Consider the following 16,352-nt stretch of genomic DNA (forward strand, 5'->3'; position numbering starts at 1 on the left):
ACGCGGGGCATTCATGCCGCGTATGACAAAGACGCGAATCGTCTGGAGGAGCAGCTTCGCCTCATTTGTCAGGCGTTGGCGGCCTTGCCCAAGGAAAGTGACTATGTGCGCCTTCCCGTTTTTGCCGAACGTGTTGCAAACGATCCGCACCGGTTTGATGCGAATACCGAGTGCGGAGCGCACTTCCTTTCCGCTCTTCAAATTGTTCGCAGTCAAGAAAATTCAACGTATGAATTTACGAATCCATTAAGCTCAGAAGCAGCGTCGGAGTTATTGCAATCGTTTGGCATCATCCGTGATGATCTGTTAAATTTTGTTACGTGTACCGGCATTCTCGGGTATGCATGCGAAAATGATGCGGCTCATCCCGTTTGGAAGGAAGCTGTCAGTTCGAAAACCGTGATGAATGTGCCGTTACGAGAAATTTTACCTTTGTCGTTCTTTCGCCCTTACAGAGGATCCGCAGTATTTGTGGTTGAAAACTCTGGTGTGTTTTCGGCTTTGTTGGATGAGGTCAGCGATGAAGCTTCACCGGCAATGCTTTGTACACACGGTCAATTTAAAATTGCGGCGTTGTTGCTGATCGATCGCTTGGTGAAGTCAGGAACGACGATCTATTATTCGGGAGATTTGGATCCGGAGGGACTCCAAATGGCACAAAGACTCGTGAAAAGACATCCGCGGCATATTCGATTGTGGCGATATCGTTTGCAGGATTACTTAACTCATGCCTCCGGCGAGGTTCTTTCATCGATGCGTTTGCGAAAATTGGAAACCATTGAAATTGCAGCGTTGTCGGACGTAAAGGCGGAAATCGCTCGTCTTGGAAAGCCGGCCTACCAGGAAGCGTTTTTGCCAGCGTTGGTACAAGATCTCCGGTTTCATTACTCAAGGTATGGGTGAAATCGAAAAGTGAGTACTATCCCAATAGATTGGTTGAAAAAAGCAACCTTCCAGGGGGGTAAAGGCGATTGTGGCGAGGATTTACCTGCAGGTGTTTGTGCGCCTGCAGGTTTTTGTTGTATAGGAAAAATAGCGGAATCTGGCGCGCTTATTTCGGCCGAAATGTGCATGCTCTGAAAAAAAGCGGAACGTGACGACCTTATTTACCCTCCGCGTCGTCATTAATGGATGATTCGGTAACAAATAAGAGCGCTGCGTTCCGCTATATTTTCGCCAATCGCTCATATGGCCAAAATAAGCGCATCTCGTTCCGCACACCGCGATTAGTAATCAATTTTATCAAATTATTTTTGTTTGTAAACGGAAGCTAATGACTCATTCGAAATCAATAATCTCCCGAATATCATCAATTTCAAATTGATCAGCAATTTTTTCTATGTGTTCGAACTGTATTCGCTGTCTTTTTTTATTAGCTAGTTCGCTTAATGTAGCATGGCGGATGTCTGTTTGTCTGGACAGTTCTCTTAAGGAGATGCCTTTCTTTTTGAGAAGTTCGGGAATTTTCACGACCACTTTTTTACCCAATCTTTATCCTCTCCATTTTTCTGTTGACATTACTTGAAAACGTACCATATACTATATCTAAAAGTGGTACTTAAATACGTACCGCAAAATAGGGAGAAGAGATATGAATTGTAATTATGAAAAAAAAACTGAGTGAAAGGTATGTGTGTGGTTTGAAGATTTTATCTGAACGCTTGGGATTCGAGAAAGCCTATGCCTTGATTGTTGGTACACTGGTTCACGATGAAGTCTATCAATGGGAGCAAAAGGTGTGTATTTTGAAGAAATTGAGGGAACGTTTTACGATAGATCCGTCACCTGCGCGTAGGGAGGGGGCTGGGAAATTAGGGTTAAATAATCAATCGACTCATAGATTGTTCGAAAGTGAGATGCTTCAAACAGCATGCGAAAGTAGAATTCCACAAAGTTTATTATTCAAAGCAACCGAAAAAGAAGTGAAGGCAAATAAAATAGAGAACAATATTAACCGTGATCGCCGTGGTACAGGGAATGTTGATGAATTTGACTTATAATGTTTCACTGGAGATTTTGAAAAAGCCTGGTTGTTCATGTTATCGGTCGTCGTTTATAATGTAAGAAACCATTAAAAAGGAGGTGCAAGGAATGGATAAAGAACTGAGAAGCTTTTTATCGGCATTAAAGACGGGACAAGAGAACTTGGCGGCCAAGATTGAAGGCATGGATCAAAGATTTTCGACCGATATTGCCGAATTGAAAGATGGCTACAAGAAGATGTCTGGCGATATTGCAGAATTGAAGGATGGTCACAAAACGATGTCTGGCGATATTGCAGAATTGAAGGATGGTCACAAAACGATATCTGGCGATATTGCAGAATTGAAGGATGGTCACAAGACGATGTCGACCGATATGGCAGAATTGAAAGAAACGGTCACGGGGATCTCCGCCAAAATCGACAAGCTGGATGACCGCATGGCTTTCATCGAACAAAAGTCGCAAGACAATGAAAGAGAGATTTTCACCTTGAAAAAAAAGTACCGCTCCCAGCATTCTTCGTAAGTCTCCATCATTGATTGAAACCCACACCAAGATTTCCCGACAAGAATCAAGTTCATATCGATCGTAAATAGATGATGAACGGGCAACTTGGTTCATCATTTATTTTGGTTGAAAAATTTTTCCTCGGGATCATTGAGTCCACTTCCCCACTTATCGCTCATGAGAGATCTTATTTTCGTGTTTTTCCTAGTTTTCTTGTGGAATCGCTCATCAGCGTCGCTATTTGTCAAAATTGACTGGAAAATCGCCGGATATGCCGGAGCTTCATGAAAATAGCGTTCTGTATGATCGGCTAATGGTAGTGTCAATAATTTTGTGTAAGAAATTTGTGAGTTAGAATTATGTTAGGGTATTTCTTGATTTAATTTCCCGTCTATCCATCTTAGGCATGCCAAAATGGAGGACGTGGATGATGTCCATGTCCGTTGATAGTGACAGTCATTCTCCTCCCATATAGTTGGGGGGATTTACTGTGGATACCGTCTTTCAAACATACGTTGGATTTCGGGTTGTACTTGCCGAAAGCCTTGGGTAACTCGATCAGCCCAGTGTGCATTGTACGCCTTCACTTCTAAAAAGACGATTTTTTCTGCTGCTTCAATACTTGGCAAACTGTTCATTGTCTTAAGTCGTTTGCGGATTTCTTTATTCATACGTTCAATCATGTTGGTTGTATAAATGAATTTTCGAATGGATTGAGGATAGTCTAGAAAACGCAAAAGGTCGGATAGGTTGTCTTCCCACGTTTTTACGACTTTTGGATATTTTCTAACCCACTCGTCTTTAAAATCGGTAAAGGCTTGCAGGGCTGCACTTTTCGAAGGCGCTTCATATACCAATTTTAAGGCTTTCGTTACTTCGCCCCTGTCTTTGACACGAATGTTATGCTCTGTATTTCGCATTTTGTGCACGACACAACTCTGGACATCCGCTTTCGGATAAACCGTCCGAAAGGCTACATCTAATTCCGGCAAACCATCAAATACCCCTAACAGCACCTCCCTTACGCCACGCTCGTACAGGTCCTCAAGTCGTTCTCGCCAGCCATAGGCACTTTCATTTCCGCCGATATGAAAGTCTAGGATCTCGCGGTGTCCATCTTCGTCGATTCCAAGAATGAGATAGATGCTTTCGTTATCCACGGAACCGCGGCGAACTTTAATGGACATCCCGTCGAGATACAACACGGTATATCGCTTTGAAAGGGGACGGCGCTGCCATTGACGCACGTCCTCCAATGTAGCATCGGTAATATGACTCACCGTGGCTGGGCTGTAGTTCCGGCCAATGACCCGCTCAATAAATCCGCCGACTTGGCGCGTGCTCATCCCGCTTTGATACATCCGGATGACTGCCTGTTCTAACCACCCATCCTGCCGTTGATAAGGTTCAAACAATTGCGTTTGGAACATCCCTTGACGGTCTCTGGGAATAGAAAGCTTAGGGATATGACCATACTTCGTGTTCAGCGTCCGTTGATAATATCCATTCTTTGCATCCCCTTGGTTGCTCAATTCATGTTCTAAGACTGCCTCCAGTTCGTTTTTCATAAAGGTTTCAAGTTTCTCCTTTACAAACTCTAGAACCATGTTCTCCAGTTGATTTCCCGATTCGCCATCTAGTATACTTTTAGACATGAGCTAGGGCTCCTTTCTTGATTAAATGTGGTGTTTTCTCAAGAAATACCCTAGCTCATTTTCTGTGTTGTGCCAAGTATCTTACACAAACTTTTATACATCATCTCGCTAATCTTGAAATCGATCAAATTTGAACGATATAAGGTCTGTGGTGAGCGATTTGCCCGCCGGACTAACGGCCATCGTGAACGGCCGCCACCGCACCGGAAACTTTTATAGGATCGATTAAACCCATCGTCGCAAGACTTTCGCCACAGGAACGCTTGTTCCTATTTGTGTTATAATGACGTCACAGTTGCGCAAGCAGTGCAGGGCCGGGTACCTCGCGAACCGTTGTTGAGACATGCAAGATGTCGGAGCGGGATGGGGGGGTGATGCGATGATGACATTCTACCAAGTGCTGACTCTGGTCATTGCCTTTGGTACGTTGATTGCGTTTATTTCAAAAAAATAGCCCTTCCTGCCGGATGAACAGGAGAAGGGTCTATGCTCAAGTGTGCAGCTGTGTGTGAACCTCGATGTTGCCGCATCGGGGTTCTGCTTGCTTTCATTATATTTCACCTGCTGGAAAACGACAAGTCGCAAGGGATTCTTCTCATGCCCTGCCGGGGTTGATGTCGTAGGGATAATTTTATTGCTCAATTCTTCACAAAGTTGTCACGTGAAAGTGTGACGGCTATCACAAAAAGCGACGAATTCCCCTTTTATCATGAATCCATACGACAGCAAGGAGTGATGACATCATGTTGGATGCGAAAACGATGAAAATTGTGAAATCGACGGTACCTGTGTTGGAAAAAGAAGGGGAGAGGATCACGACCCGTTTCTATGAACTGTTGTTTCAGAAATACCCGGAATTGTTGAACGTGTTTAACCATGCGAATCAGAAAAAAGGACGACAGCAAACGGCGCTCGCGAACGCGGTTTATGCAGCAGCTGCGCATATCGATCAGTTGGAAAAGATTTTGCTGGCGGTTCGGCAAATTGCACATAAACATCGAAGTCTCGGGGTGAAGCCGGAACATTATCCGCTCGTCGGTGAAACGCTGCTGGAAGCGATCGGTGATGTGCTCGATTTGGAAGAAGACTCTGAGATCATTACCGCTTGGGCCGTTGCTTATCAAGCGATTGCCGATGCCTTTATTGGCGTTGAAAAAGAAATGTATGCGGAGGCGGCGGAACAAACCGGTGGTTGGGAAGGTTTCAGGGAATTTGTCGTTGACCAGAAAGTGGAAGAGAGCGAAGTCATCACGTCATTTTATTTGAAACCGAAAGACGGCGGAGCGATTGCGTCTTATACGCCGGGACAGTACATCAGTGTGAAGTTGAATATTCCGGGCGAAGCACATACGCACATTCGCCAGTACAGTCTTTCGGATGCGCCGGGCAAAGACTACTATCGTCTCAGCGTGAAGCGTGAGGACGAAAATGTTCCGCAAGGTAAAATTTCCGTGTATTTGCACCGCGGCATTAAAGAAGGCGACGTGCTTTCGCTGAGCGCGCCGGCCGGCGACTTCACGCTCGATCAAACGTCGCGCAAGCCGGTCGTGTTGTTGAGCGGCGGCGTTGGCTTGACGCCGCTCGTGAGCATGGTGAGCACGATTGTCGAGGAGCAGCCGGGGCGAGAAGTGACGTTCATTCACGCAGCAAGAAACGGAAACGTGCATGCGCTGCGTGATGAGGTTGCGAAAATCGCTGAGGAAAACGCAAGTGTCCGGTTCTATGTCTGTTACGATTCGCCGACCGATGAAGATCGGGAGCGGAAGCGTTACGATAAGGAAGGTTACGTGACCGAAGCGTGGCTGCGCTCGATCGTTCCGAATCTTGATGCGGATTATTATTTCTGCGGACCGGAACCGTTCATGAGAGCTATGAACCACGTGCTGCAAGAGATGAAGATTCCGGAGGAACAGATTCACTATGAATTTTTCGGGCCGTCAATCGACTTGCGTGCGAGAGAAACTGTACGCGCCTGATCAAACCGGGTTCCCATTGTGGGAGCCCGGTTTTTTGATTCGTTTGATTTGTTATCGCTCACCTGTGTTCTTATTTTCGTGTTTTCCCTAGTTTTCCTGAAGAATCGCTCATGAGCGTCGCTATTTTTTAAAATTGACTGTACAATCGCTGTTTTTAACGAGGTGATTCGAAAATAGCGTTCTGTATGATCGCTAATCTTGAAATCGATCAAATTTGAACGATATAAGGGCTGTGGTGAGCGATTTGCCCGCCGGAAGCAAAAGGAAAATCGTTGACAATAGCAACTAATTCGTTGACTTTGTCAACGATTTTTTCGCATATAAAAAAACCCGCATCCGCGGGCTTTTTTCGACAATCGCATAGTAAGATTTAAAATTTCGGTAAGATGTACTGGGCCAAGAAGTACAAGACAATGATAAGGATAATGATGTAGGAAGCGTATTTGATAAACGTTGATGCGACTTGACTGGAATCCGATTTCTTTTCTTTGCGTTCGATTTCCACATTTCTTTCGTCTTGCATCACGGTTCCCTCCATTCCTTCATAGGATATAGATTGGTGTTAAAAATTACATACCCGGGCCTTTTATTTTTGAAACTTCTAACGCTTTTTATTTTGTTGTTCATTACGCAAAGGTGACGGTCGAAGATCAACATTTCCGAAAAATAAGCAGAAAGTCCCTTTCCTTACGGTTGATTCGTCGGAAAAGTAGTCTTATTGTCGGATTTTGCCTTTTTATGTAAAGCTATAAAAAATTCCGTACCGGCTACGTATGATCGGCAAAAACGAATGGCGTTCGTCAATTTATAGGAAAAAGGAAAGGGGGTGAAAAACAGCTGTTAAAGGATGGAAAACACATGATACTTTCGTCTGTACAGGTGGGAGGTGCGTCTTTCTAGCATGTTTTGCAACGTCGATCAGCGGGTAGCCGAATGTCAAAAGGAGGTGAAGAGGATGAAACGACTGAACGAAGGACAAATGTTGTCGGAAACGGTCAAAGTTATTGAACGTTTTTTCAGAAGATTACTCGGCCTCATGTCGACGAAAGGCTTGCCGCCTGCCGAAGCGTTGTTGCTTAAACCTTGTCGATCGATTCACACCTTCTTTATGAACTATTCCATTGATGATTTAAATTTAGATTCGAACAACCGCGTTGCAGCAGTTTCGGAAAAAATGCGTCTGCGAAATTTCGAAAAAAGATTGATAGAAAGGCTTGCCGTTGTTGAAATGCCATCAAGAACGTTCTCTGCGACAGAGACGAAAATGGGACAAGCGGTTCAATTTCAATCAGAAAATAGGAGTGATCTCGATGGTGACTAAATTAATAGACCTGTTTAAAGATGAGAAAGGACAAGGGATGACGGAGTACGGACTTGTGCTTGGCGTCATTGCAGTCGGCGTCATTGGGATACTTGTTATGCTGCGTGAACAGATCATTGCAATGTTCAAAAGTGTGCTTACAACCCTGACGGACAATAACGGTACGACAACCGGGTAAAGGAAGGGGTCTTGCGGCCATATACGCAAGACCCTTTTGCGGAGGGAAGAATGAGTTTACAACAATGCGGGGTGTGACATGTTGCTGAACGTCCTATTAATCGTTGTTTTATTGGTCTGCGCGGCAACAGACATCACGAAACGGAAAATTTACAATATCGTCATCTTCCCCGCTTTAATGGCAGCATTTGTTGTTCATTTCATGCTCGATGGCTGGGCGAATCTCGGTGCCGCTCTTGCTGGTTTTTTTGTCGGTATCGGTATTTTATTGATTCCGTATTTGCTGGGAGGCATGGGTGCCGGGGACGTGAAATTGTTGGGGCTCGTCGGTGCGATAAAGGGAACCGTTTTTGTGTTTCATACCGCTTTTTACATGGCTGTGCTCGGTGCAATCATGGCCTTGGGTGTTTTGTTTTTCCGCAGGCATGCGTTGCAGCGCATGAAAGCGTTGCTGTACGGTTTCCTGGCTTTCAAGAACGGATACCGAATTCCTTTTTTGATCGACAAGGAATCTTTGACGACCGCTTATCCATACGGCGTAGCGATATCGGCGGGCGCGTTGTTGTGTCTTTTTTTGAACGGAGGGTGATGAAGTGATTCGAAACCAACGGGGGCAATCATTGGTGGAAATGGCGCTCATTGTGCCGGTGCTGCTCCTGCTTTTTTCCGGGATGTTCGATTTCGGAAGAGTGTTGTTTGCGTATTTGAACTTGCAAATGACGGCACAACAAACTGTTCGCATGGCAGGATTGGGCAAAGGGGACGATACGATTGTTCAGTTTGCCCGGGAGGATGTCGAGCTTTCGGATCCCTCGTCCTTAAACGTTACTGTTTCTCCGAGTCAAGCGAATCGTGAACCCGGGGAATATGTGACCGTGACGTTAACCTATCCGTTTGATTTCGTAACGCCGATCTTATCCGGATTGATGCCCTCCCCCTTTATCATTTCCGTCAATTCGACAATAAGAGTGGAGTAGGGATGGGTGAACATGAAAAGACTGTTTCGAGATCAACAAGGAAGTACTTTAATCCTTTTTGCGCTTGCTTTCATCGGAATGATGGCAATGGCGGGGCTGGTGCTTGATGGTGGAATGCTGTACGTAGAAAAAGCAGCCTTGCAAAAAACAGCCGATGCGGCGGTGTTGTCGGGGGCTCAAGAGTTGACCGACAGCCAAGACGAGGTGCAGCAAGTGGTCAATCATATTTTAGCGGCACACGGAAAGTCAAACACGTTGGTCGATCTTAACGTGGTCATGAATGATAAAGTCAGTGTTTCCTTGAAAGAAACCGTTCCGTTGTCGTTTTTCTCGATTTTCGGACAAGACACGGGAACCGTTACCGCCCAGTCAACGGCGGAAATCGGACCGATGGGAAGGGCAACGGGAGCCGCTCCGCTCGGAATCGATGCATCGGTCGATCTCGTTTACAACAAGGAATATCAACTGAAAGTCGACCAAACATTGGAGGATACCGGAAATTTCGGCGTTCTTGCATTGGGCGGTGAGGGCGCGAGCAATTATTACGATAACTTGCGAAACGGCTACGATGGTGAATTGAAAGTCGGAGATATCGTTCAAACGGAGACCGGGAACATTTCCGGAAAGACGAGACAGGCGGTGCAAGAATTGATCGAGGCATGCCCGTATCCTGACGGAGACTATGATCACCGCGATTGCCCGAGAGTCATTTTGATCCCGGTTTACGAACCGTACAATGATACGCAAAACCAGATAAAGGAAGTGAAAATCACCGGATTTGCGTATTTTTACATTTCCGAACCGGTGGACAGTCAAGACAAGACGGTTCAAGGCATTTTCATCAAAAGAACCGGAAAAGGTTATGTCAATTCAGAAGCCTTGAATCGGGGAGCTTACGCAATCCGATTAACGGAATAGGTGTTGAATGCAATGAAACCGAAGATGCTATTCATGCTGACGATTGTAATGGCGGCCTTTACGACATTTTTATTTTACCGTTACATGCAACAACTGAATACGTCCCAGGCGTCGAATGCTAACTTGGTGAAAATCGTCGTTGCTAAGAAAGAAATCAAGAAAAACGAACCGATTACCGCTGATAAACTGACGTTCAAGTCATTACCGGAAAGCGCCGTGATTAAGCAGATGGTTTCCGACAAGACGAAAGTCACCGGCAGTTATGCGGCGGCCCCCATTGCAGAAGGGGAACCGATCTTAACCAACCATATTCGTCAACGCGAAGACGAGAAGCTGTTCGTTTCCCGGAAACTCAGTAATGGTTATTTGGCCGTTTCCGTCGGCGTCAATTATGTCGAGTCCGTTTCTAATTTAATCCAGCCCGAAGATCGGGTGAATGTCATCGCCAGTATTCCGCTGCCAAACAGTAAAACGAAACAAGTGAAGACCGAGCAAATTGTGTCGAACGTAAGGGTTTTGGCCGTCGGCGGAACGTTGACCGAACCGAGTGAGAAGCAAGCGGAACCCGAAAAATATGAAGCGGTTACGCTTGAGTTGAAGCCCGAGGATGCCTTGCAAGTGATCCATGCCTCCGAACAAGGGGACATACAACTCGTTTTACAGAGCCGGTTGCTTCCGAACGAGGACGGGATGAATGATGACAGCTAATGAAAATAAGCCCGGAAAAGTCATTACGGTTTGCAGTGCCAAAGGGGGGATCGGCCGTACGGTTTTGACGGTGAATGTGGCGGTTGCTCTTAGTAAAAAAAATATGCAAATCAGCATCCTTGACGGATATCAACAATTCGGGGATGTAGGACTGGCCATGGACCTTCAGTCTCGTTTCACGATGAAAGACGTGATAGACAATTTCGACGGGATGGACGCCGACAGCTTTTCCGGTCACTTAAGTACACATGAAAGTGGTGTGAAAGTGCTCCCGGCACCCGATAAGCCGGAATATGCCGAACTTGTTACGGATTCTGTCGTTGGTGATGTTCTCGATTGGTTGAAAGAAAACAACGATTACGTACTCGTCGATACAGCGGCAGGATTGCAGGAAGGCAACTTATTTTTGCTCGAAAAATCCGATCTGGTGCTGGTCGTGACGGATCTCGTCATGCCTGCATTGAAAAACACGAAGTTGATGTTGGAAACGTTAAACGCTCTAGGCATGAAGGATAAAGTACGAGTCGTCGTGAACCGTTCAACGATGGAAAGCGTCATTCATGCGTCCGATGTTTCGGGTATTTTGGGTGTCGAGAATCTTTTTTATATTCCGAACGATTTCAAGACCGTCTCCCAATCGCTGAATATCGGCGTGCCTTTTGTTATGAGCAAAGGGAAAACGGAATTGGCGAAGGCTGTGTTTAAAATGGCGGAACAATTAACGTCCGGCGAACGTGCGCCGGAAGCTCCGTCAAAAAATAAAAGTCTCTTTCCAAAACTGTTTTCGAAAAAGGAGAAGAACCGATGAGTCTGCTGGACAAAATGCAAAAAGTGAGAAATCAACCCAACCAAGACGCGACCCAAAAGACGGACGCCCACGGTTCGAACGATAAAGAGAAACAAACGGATGCTGACGCTCGTGAAGAGACACAAAAGCCCAGCCATCCAAAACCAAATCCAAAATCACCGGTCAATCGAGACCAGGAGAACAAACTGCAGCGTTTGAAAGACCGCCTTCACAAAAAAGTGTTGAATGATTTAAAAGAAGATGATGTTGAAGAAATCGTGCGGAAACTCGACGCGATCGCCGTCGACATCATGAAAGAAGACGAATCGCTGCGGGGGATGGTCGGCCACAAGAAGGTCGTCGAAGAACTCATTAACGATTTAACCGGGTTCGGCCCGATCAATCCGTTGTTGCTTGATCCGGAGGTGTCTGAAGTGATGGTGAACGGCCCGAAACGTGTTTATGTCGAAAGAAAAGGGCGGCTGGAGCTTTCGTCTGTCACATTCAGAGATGACGAACATGTCATGAACGTCATTGAAAAAATTGTAGCGCCGCTCGGCAGACGAATCGACGAGAGCAGTCCGATGGTGGATGCCCGGCTTCCTGACGGATCACGCGTCAACGCGATCATTCCTCCTTTGGCGCTCGACGGACCGACCGTGACGATTCGTAAATTTTCGAAAGATCCTTTCCGAATTGACGATTTAATCCGGTTCGGCACGTTGACGAGAAGCATGGCCACGTTCATTGAAGCATGTGTCAAAGCGCGGCTCAATATTCTTGTCAGCGGCGGCACCGGTTCAGGGAAGACGAGCACATTGAATGTGTTGTCATCCTTCATCCCGAACGATGAACGAATCATTACGATCGAGGATGCCGCGGAACTGCAGCTCGGTCAAGATCATGTCATTTCATTGGAATCGAGACCGCCGAATATCGAAGGGAAAGGAAGCATTACGATTCGCGATCTCGTCCGAAATTCTTTGCGCATGCGGCCCGATCGCATCGTCATCGGCGAGGTCCGCGGGGGAGAAGCTTTGGACATGCTGCAAGCGATGAACACCGGACATGACGGTTCGCTGACAACCGGCCACGCGAATAGTCCGCGCGACATGGTCGCCCGTTTGGAAACGATGGTGTTGCTCGCAGGGGTAGATTTGCCAGTGAAGGCGATCCGAGAACAAATCGCCGGTGCTGTGGATCTCATTATCCAACAGTCACGTTTGAAAGACGGTTCGCGGAAAATCGTGAGAATCACGGAAGTTCAAGGTTTGGAAGGAGACATCATCGTCCTGCAGGATATTTTCAAATTCCAACAAGAAGGTGTAGACGAGAATGGGAATGTGATTGGAAAAATGGTGCCGACCGGCGTACGTCCGCTGTTTTATGAACAATTGGAACAATCCGGCATCCAAATTCCTCCGGATGTCTTCGTGCCGGAAGGGGAATGGTCATGAATGAATTGTTGATCTTATCGTCGGTGATGGTGACATCATTTTTATTGTTCCTAACCCTCTTCCGTCTGGTTGTTCCTTCCGAAAACAGACTAAATAAGAGAATGAAGCATTATTTGCAGCTAGAGGACGAAAAAAGTGTAGAGCGCCCCCGTTTTCAACCGATGGAACGCATCCGCCAATACAAGGAGCGCATCAGCTTCAAGCTTGCAAAAAGAAAAAACAATAAACTCGAAGTGATGTTGCATCACGCTGGCCTTCCTCTAAAACCGGAAGAGTTTGTCAGCTTTCAAATCTTGGCGATCGTGTTGCTTGGCGCTTTGCTGTATTTGTTGAGCGGTCAGTGGCTGTTTTTGTTCGTTGGCGCCGTGCTCGGCTGGATGATTCCAAAATGGTGGGTGAAAAAGAAGCAACGGGCCAGGATTACGGCATTCAACGAACAGCTTCCCGACATGCTGACGACGGTGGTCGGTTCGCTGCGCTCCGGCATGAGCTTTTCGCAATCGTTGACGACGGTAATCGAAGAAGCGGATTCACCAATGCGGGAAGAAATGAGCATCTTGATCAAGGAAATGCAATACGGCAGTACGATGGAAGCGGCACTCAGCGGGTTAAAGGAGCGGATGCCGAGTGAAGACCTCGAGTTGATGATTCAGGCCATATTAATTCAGCGCCAAGTCGGCGGCAATTTAGCCATCGTTTTGGACAAGATTGTCGAAACGATCCGTGATCGCAACAAGATTCAGAGGAACATTTTGACATTAACCGCACAAGGCCGGTTGTCAGGGCTCGTTATCGGTTTAATGCCCGTCATTCTCGGCTTTGTTTTATATTTGATTCAGCCTGAGTACATTGGGGCATTATTTACGACATCGATCGGTATCATCATGCTCGCAGCTGGTGCCGTTTCTTGCACGATCGGGTTTATCCTGATTCGTAAACTGACGAAAATCGAGGTGTAACTGATGTTGTATGTCGCTTTTTTTTGTACGGTCGTGCTTTTCATCAGTTTCTGGATTTCGTTGCGCCGCGAGCGGCAAAACCGTGTGCAAAAAAGAATTTCATCGGTCTTCCATCAACAATCGTCTGTTTTGGCCGATGAAGAGCAAGAGGAGCGGCGTTCTTTATGGGAACGGATCGGCGCACCGCTTTGGCATGAATTAAAACAAAATTTTCAACGTGGAATGAAAAGCGAAGAGACGGCGAAACTTGAGATGAAACTGTTGCAGGCAGGGAGTCCGATGGGGATGGCGCCGGTTGAATTTCTCATTTTGAAAATCGTCATGCTGATTCTCTTTCCAGTTTTGGCGATGGTTTATGGAAGCATGCTTAACGCAGGAAAACTTGTCATTTTACTATTGGCGGCGTTTGCGCTTATCGTCGCTTGGGGGTTGCCGAATTACTATTTGCGATTGAAAACGAAACAACGAAATCATAAAGCTTTGCGAGAACTCCCGGACATTCTCGACCTGTTAACGGTCAGCCTGGAAGCCGGTCTTGGTTTTGATTCCGCGCTGGGAAAAGTCGTCTCTCGGAAAAATGGCGTCCTGAGCGGCGAATTCCGCCGCTGCCTCGAAGAAATACGTCTCGGCAAGACGAGAAGAGATGCCTTAAGCGGCGTAAGAGACCGCTTGATCTTAAATGAACTTCGCGTCTTGATCAGCAACATTTTGCAGGCCGAGAAACTCGGCATCGGCCTCGTCAAAGTGCTGCGGATCCAATCGGAAGAAGTACGCGAACAGCGAAAGCAGCGCGCCGAAGAAACTGCGATGAAAGCCCCGATCAAAATGCTATTCCCGCTCGTCTTATTCATTTTCCCGAGTCTTTTCATCGTCCTGCTCGGTCCCGCAGTGTTACAATTCATCGATACCTTTTCAAATAACTAAACGGACGGGAATGAATCCCGTCCGTTTTACAGCTTGCTCAATTGTTTCCGGACTTTCGCCATCTCGTCTTCGACAGAGATGAGCGCCTTCTCCGCCGAGGCGGAGTTCCCGGTGACTGCTTCCATTTTTTCGAGATCGCTTTGGATGCGCGCATAATCCGCTTTCAGCTCGACAAGCCGGTACTCGAGTTGTTTTTTTTCCATTTCGTATCACTCCTGGCTCTATTGTAACGCGAAACGGCAAGAGGGATCGAATTTCGTGATTCAACATCGAATCGATCATAAGGAAGGAAAATAAAATCAAAGTATCGAAACGTGTAAACAGCCTGAAATTTAAACTAAGGAGGTTTTATTTATCGCGGACGCAACCGGTACGCGCTCCCGAACGAAACGACAGATCATTGACACTGACATTCACGAACGGATTCTTTATGAAGAGTTGGTGAAGTATTTGGATGAACCGTGGCGGCAATACATTTCTGACGCCAATTGGGTGCAAGAGAAACATCTGCCTTACACGCAGCCTGCCGTGGCGGGCGTCGATCGTGCGGATGCCAGAGTTCCTGACGGCAGACCGGCGGGAACCGATCTCCATTTTATGCAAAAACAGCTTTTGGACGAGTGCGGGCATGTCTACGGCATTTTGACCGGAGCGCTTGATCCTTCTCCGTCTTCGATGCATGGCTGGTATGAGATGGCCGCAGCATTAGCCAGCGCCTACAACAATTGGCAAATCGAAACGTTTCTTGAAAAAGACGACCGTCTTTACGGATCGGTCCATTTGTCAGCGGATGATCCTCAGGCCGCCGTACGCGAAATCGAGCGGGTCGGTTCCCATCCGAAAATGGTGCAAATCTTGCTGCCCATCGACGATAAACTGTGGGGAGATCCGTATTATCATCCGATTTTCGAAGCAGCTGAGCGTCACGAGCTGACGATCGGGATGCACCATAATGAACCGCCGACGCACTTCGGCAAATGGCCGCGTTATTTTATCGAATGGCATACATTGATTCCGACCGCCCACATGATCCAGGTGAGCAATCTCGTATATAACGGCGTTTTTGAAAAATTTCCCGGGCTGAAGCTCGTCATGATTGAGGGCGGATTCACGTTCGCGCCGCATTTGATGAAAAAAATGGATCAACAGTACGATAATTTGCGCCACGAGATTCCGTGGCTCAAACGAAAACCGAGCGACATCATTCGCGAACACGTTCGCTTCACGACCCAGCCGATGGAAGAAATGAGCAAGAAAGAGTTCATGCAGTACGTCGATCAAATGGGATCGGAGGACATGATTTGTTTCTCGACGGACTATCCGCATTGGGATTATGATTCGCCGACCCGTGCGCTGCCGAATTTGGATGAGCCGTTAAGAAGTAAAATTTTTTACGGGAATGCGCTCGCTTCTTATCCGAAATTGCCAGATGGGGGAGGGGATGCTTAATGGAAAACGTCGTTTGCAAAACTTCCGAACTCCAACCCGGTGAGATGATGGAGGCGTCCCTCGGCCGGACGCCGATTGTCGTCTGTCGGACGCTGGACGGAGACTTTTATGCTTTTTCCAATCGCTGCATTCATCAAGGCGGACCGATGTCGAAAGGCGTCTTATGCGGGACCTCCGTTCCGACGGATCGTCCGGGCGAATATTGCTACGGCCGGAAAAAAGAAATTCTTCGCTGCCCGTGGCACGGCCGCGAATTTGACGTTAAAAACGACGGCCGCATGCTCACCGACCCGAGGCGAAAGCTGCCGAGCTTCACGGTTGACATTGTCGGCGGGAACGTTATCGTTTCTAAATAAGATTTGGAAACGTGCATCAGATGCCTTATTTTCATAGAATGCCGGGTTTCAAAGTGAAATCGTGCATGAGAAGGCTTATTTCCGTAATCGATGCGAAAACCGCCTTCATTTTCAAGGTTTTTACGGAAATAAGATCGTCAGTGAGCGTTTTTCTTCAAAAATCGCCGATTTTTCGAAAATAAGGTCTGTCATAATCGA

General features: G+C 46.9%; 20 protein-coding genes. 16 read left to right on the top strand and 4 right to left on the bottom strand.

The genetic code is table 11. The annotated features are described in order from the left end of the window. Positions 1–903: DUF2399 domain-containing protein (locus tag VFK44_05625; GenBank protein HET7627853.1), on the top strand; the 903-nt coding region annotated here is incomplete at its 5' end. 375 nt (positions 904–1,278) lie between these two features. Here VFK44_05625 and VFK44_05630 read toward each other — a convergent pair. Then, positions 1,279–1,488, bottom strand: a complete 210-nt coding sequence (locus VFK44_05630; protein ID HET7627854.1) for a helix-turn-helix transcriptional regulator — start codon at positions 1,486–1,488, stop codon at positions 1,279–1,281. Positions 1,489–1,604: 116 nt separating this feature from the next. On the opposite strand from VFK44_05630, the gene VFK44_05635 reads away from it, so the two are divergent. Both VFK44_05635 and VFK44_05640 read left to right on the top strand, forming a co-directional pair. Continuing rightward, on the top strand, positions 1,605–2,000 hold the full coding sequence (locus tag VFK44_05635; GenBank protein ID HET7627855.1) for a hypothetical protein: 396 nt from the start codon (positions 1,605–1,607) through the stop codon (positions 1,998–2,000). 91 nt (positions 2,001–2,091) lie between these two features. Further along, positions 2,092–2,508 carry a hypothetical protein gene (locus VFK44_05640; GenBank protein HET7627856.1) on the top strand — a complete coding sequence of 139 codons (417 nt, stop codon included), beginning with the start codon at positions 2,092–2,094 and terminating at the stop codon, positions 2,506–2,508. A gap of 467 nt (positions 2,509–2,975) precedes the next feature. On the opposite strand, the gene VFK44_05645 is transcribed toward VFK44_05640, so the two are convergent. Next, positions 2,976–4,145 carry an IS256 family transposase gene (locus tag VFK44_05645; protein ID HET7627857.1) on the bottom strand — a complete coding sequence of 390 codons (1,170 nt, stop codon included), beginning with the start codon at positions 4,143–4,145 and terminating at the stop codon, positions 2,976–2,978. A gap of 743 nt (positions 4,146–4,888) precedes the next feature. Between VFK44_05645 and hmpA the strand changes: the two genes are divergently transcribed. Continuing rightward, a complete protein-coding gene (gene hmpA / locus VFK44_05650; protein HET7627858.1) occupies positions 4,889–6,121 on the top strand; it encodes an NO-inducible flavohemoprotein in 1,233 nt (410 codons plus the stop codon). Between the two features lie 370 nt (positions 6,122–6,491). On the opposite strand, the gene VFK44_05655 is transcribed toward hmpA, so the two are convergent. Beyond that, complete coding sequence (locus tag VFK44_05655) at positions 6,492–6,644, bottom strand: hypothetical protein (protein HET7627859.1); 153 nt, start codon at positions 6,642–6,644, stop codon at positions 6,492–6,494. 432 nt (positions 6,645–7,076) lie between these two features. Here VFK44_05655 and VFK44_05660 point away from each other — a divergent pair, with 432 nt between their 5' ends. The 10 genes from VFK44_05660 (at position 7,077) to VFK44_05705 (ending at position 14,349) form a co-directional block, all read left to right on the top strand. Further along, complete coding sequence (locus tag VFK44_05660; protein ID HET7627860.1) at positions 7,077–7,442, top strand: DUF192 domain-containing protein; 366 nt, start codon at positions 7,077–7,079, stop codon at positions 7,440–7,442. After that, the gene (locus VFK44_05665) at positions 7,432–7,620 is read left to right on the top strand and encodes a Flp family type IVb pilin (GenBank protein ID HET7627861.1); all 189 of its coding nucleotides are present in this window, start codon (positions 7,432–7,434) and stop codon (positions 7,618–7,620) included. Before VFK44_05660 ends, VFK44_05665 begins: the two co-directional genes overlap by 11 nt. 78 nt (positions 7,621–7,698) lie before the next feature. Further along, a complete protein-coding gene (locus VFK44_05670; GenBank protein ID HET7627862.1) occupies positions 7,699–8,208 on the top strand; it encodes a prepilin peptidase in 510 nt (169 codons plus the stop codon). A 4-nt stretch (positions 8,209–8,212) separates the two neighbouring features. After that, complete coding sequence (locus VFK44_05675) at positions 8,213–8,596, top strand: TadE/TadG family type IV pilus assembly protein (protein HET7627863.1); 384 nt, start codon at positions 8,213–8,215, stop codon at positions 8,594–8,596. 12 nt (positions 8,597–8,608) lie between these two features. Beyond that, a complete protein-coding gene (locus tag VFK44_05680) occupies positions 8,609–9,514 on the top strand; it encodes a TadE/TadG family type IV pilus assembly protein (protein ID HET7627864.1) in 906 nt (301 codons plus the stop codon). A gap of 12 nt (positions 9,515–9,526) precedes the next feature. After that, positions 9,527–10,222: a Flp pilus assembly protein CpaB gene (gene cpaB / locus VFK44_05685; GenBank protein HET7627865.1), complete on the top strand. Its 696-nt coding sequence runs from the start codon at positions 9,527–9,529 to the stop codon at positions 10,220–10,222. After that, on the top strand, positions 10,212–11,030 hold the full coding sequence (locus tag VFK44_05690; protein HET7627866.1) for an AAA family ATPase: 819 nt from the start codon (positions 10,212–10,214) through the stop codon (positions 11,028–11,030). The genes cpaB and VFK44_05690 overlap by 11 nt, the downstream gene beginning before the upstream one ends. Further along, positions 11,027–12,466 (top strand): ATPase, T2SS/T4P/T4SS family, encoded by a 1,440-nt coding sequence (locus VFK44_05695; GenBank protein HET7627867.1) that lies wholly within the window; start codon positions 11,027–11,029, stop codon positions 12,464–12,466. The genes VFK44_05690 and VFK44_05695 overlap by 4 nt, the downstream gene beginning before the upstream one ends. After that, complete coding sequence (locus tag VFK44_05700) at positions 12,463–13,425, top strand: type II secretion system F family protein (GenBank protein ID HET7627868.1); 963 nt, start codon at positions 12,463–12,465, stop codon at positions 13,423–13,425. Before VFK44_05695 ends, VFK44_05700 begins: the two co-directional genes overlap by 4 nt. A gap of 3 nt (positions 13,426–13,428) precedes the next feature. Next, positions 13,429–14,349 (top strand): type II secretion system F family protein, encoded by a 921-nt coding sequence (locus VFK44_05705; protein ID HET7627869.1) that lies wholly within the window; start codon positions 13,429–13,431, stop codon positions 14,347–14,349. Positions 14,350–14,375: 26 nt separating this feature from the next. Here VFK44_05705 and VFK44_05710 read toward each other — a convergent pair whose 3' ends face one another. Next, positions 14,376–14,552, bottom strand: a complete 177-nt coding sequence (locus VFK44_05710) for an SE1832 family protein (GenBank protein ID HET7627870.1) — start codon at positions 14,550–14,552, stop codon at positions 14,376–14,378. 238 nt (positions 14,553–14,790) lie between these two features. Between VFK44_05710 and VFK44_05715 the strand changes: the two genes are divergently transcribed. Beyond that, complete coding sequence (locus VFK44_05715; protein HET7627871.1) at positions 14,791–15,798, top strand: amidohydrolase family protein; 1,008 nt, start codon at positions 14,791–14,793, stop codon at positions 15,796–15,798. Beyond that, the gene (locus VFK44_05720; GenBank protein HET7627872.1) at positions 15,798–16,154 is read left to right on the top strand and encodes a Rieske (2Fe-2S) protein; all 357 of its coding nucleotides are present in this window, start codon (positions 15,798–15,800) and stop codon (positions 16,152–16,154) included. The genes VFK44_05715 and VFK44_05720 overlap by 1 nt, the downstream gene beginning before the upstream one ends. The last annotated feature ends 198 nt before the right edge of the window (positions 16,155–16,352 follow it).

It is taken from the genome of Bacillales bacterium, from assembly GCA_035700025.1.
Lineage (GTDB): Bacteria > Bacillota > Bacilli > Bacillales > DASSOY01 > DASSOY01.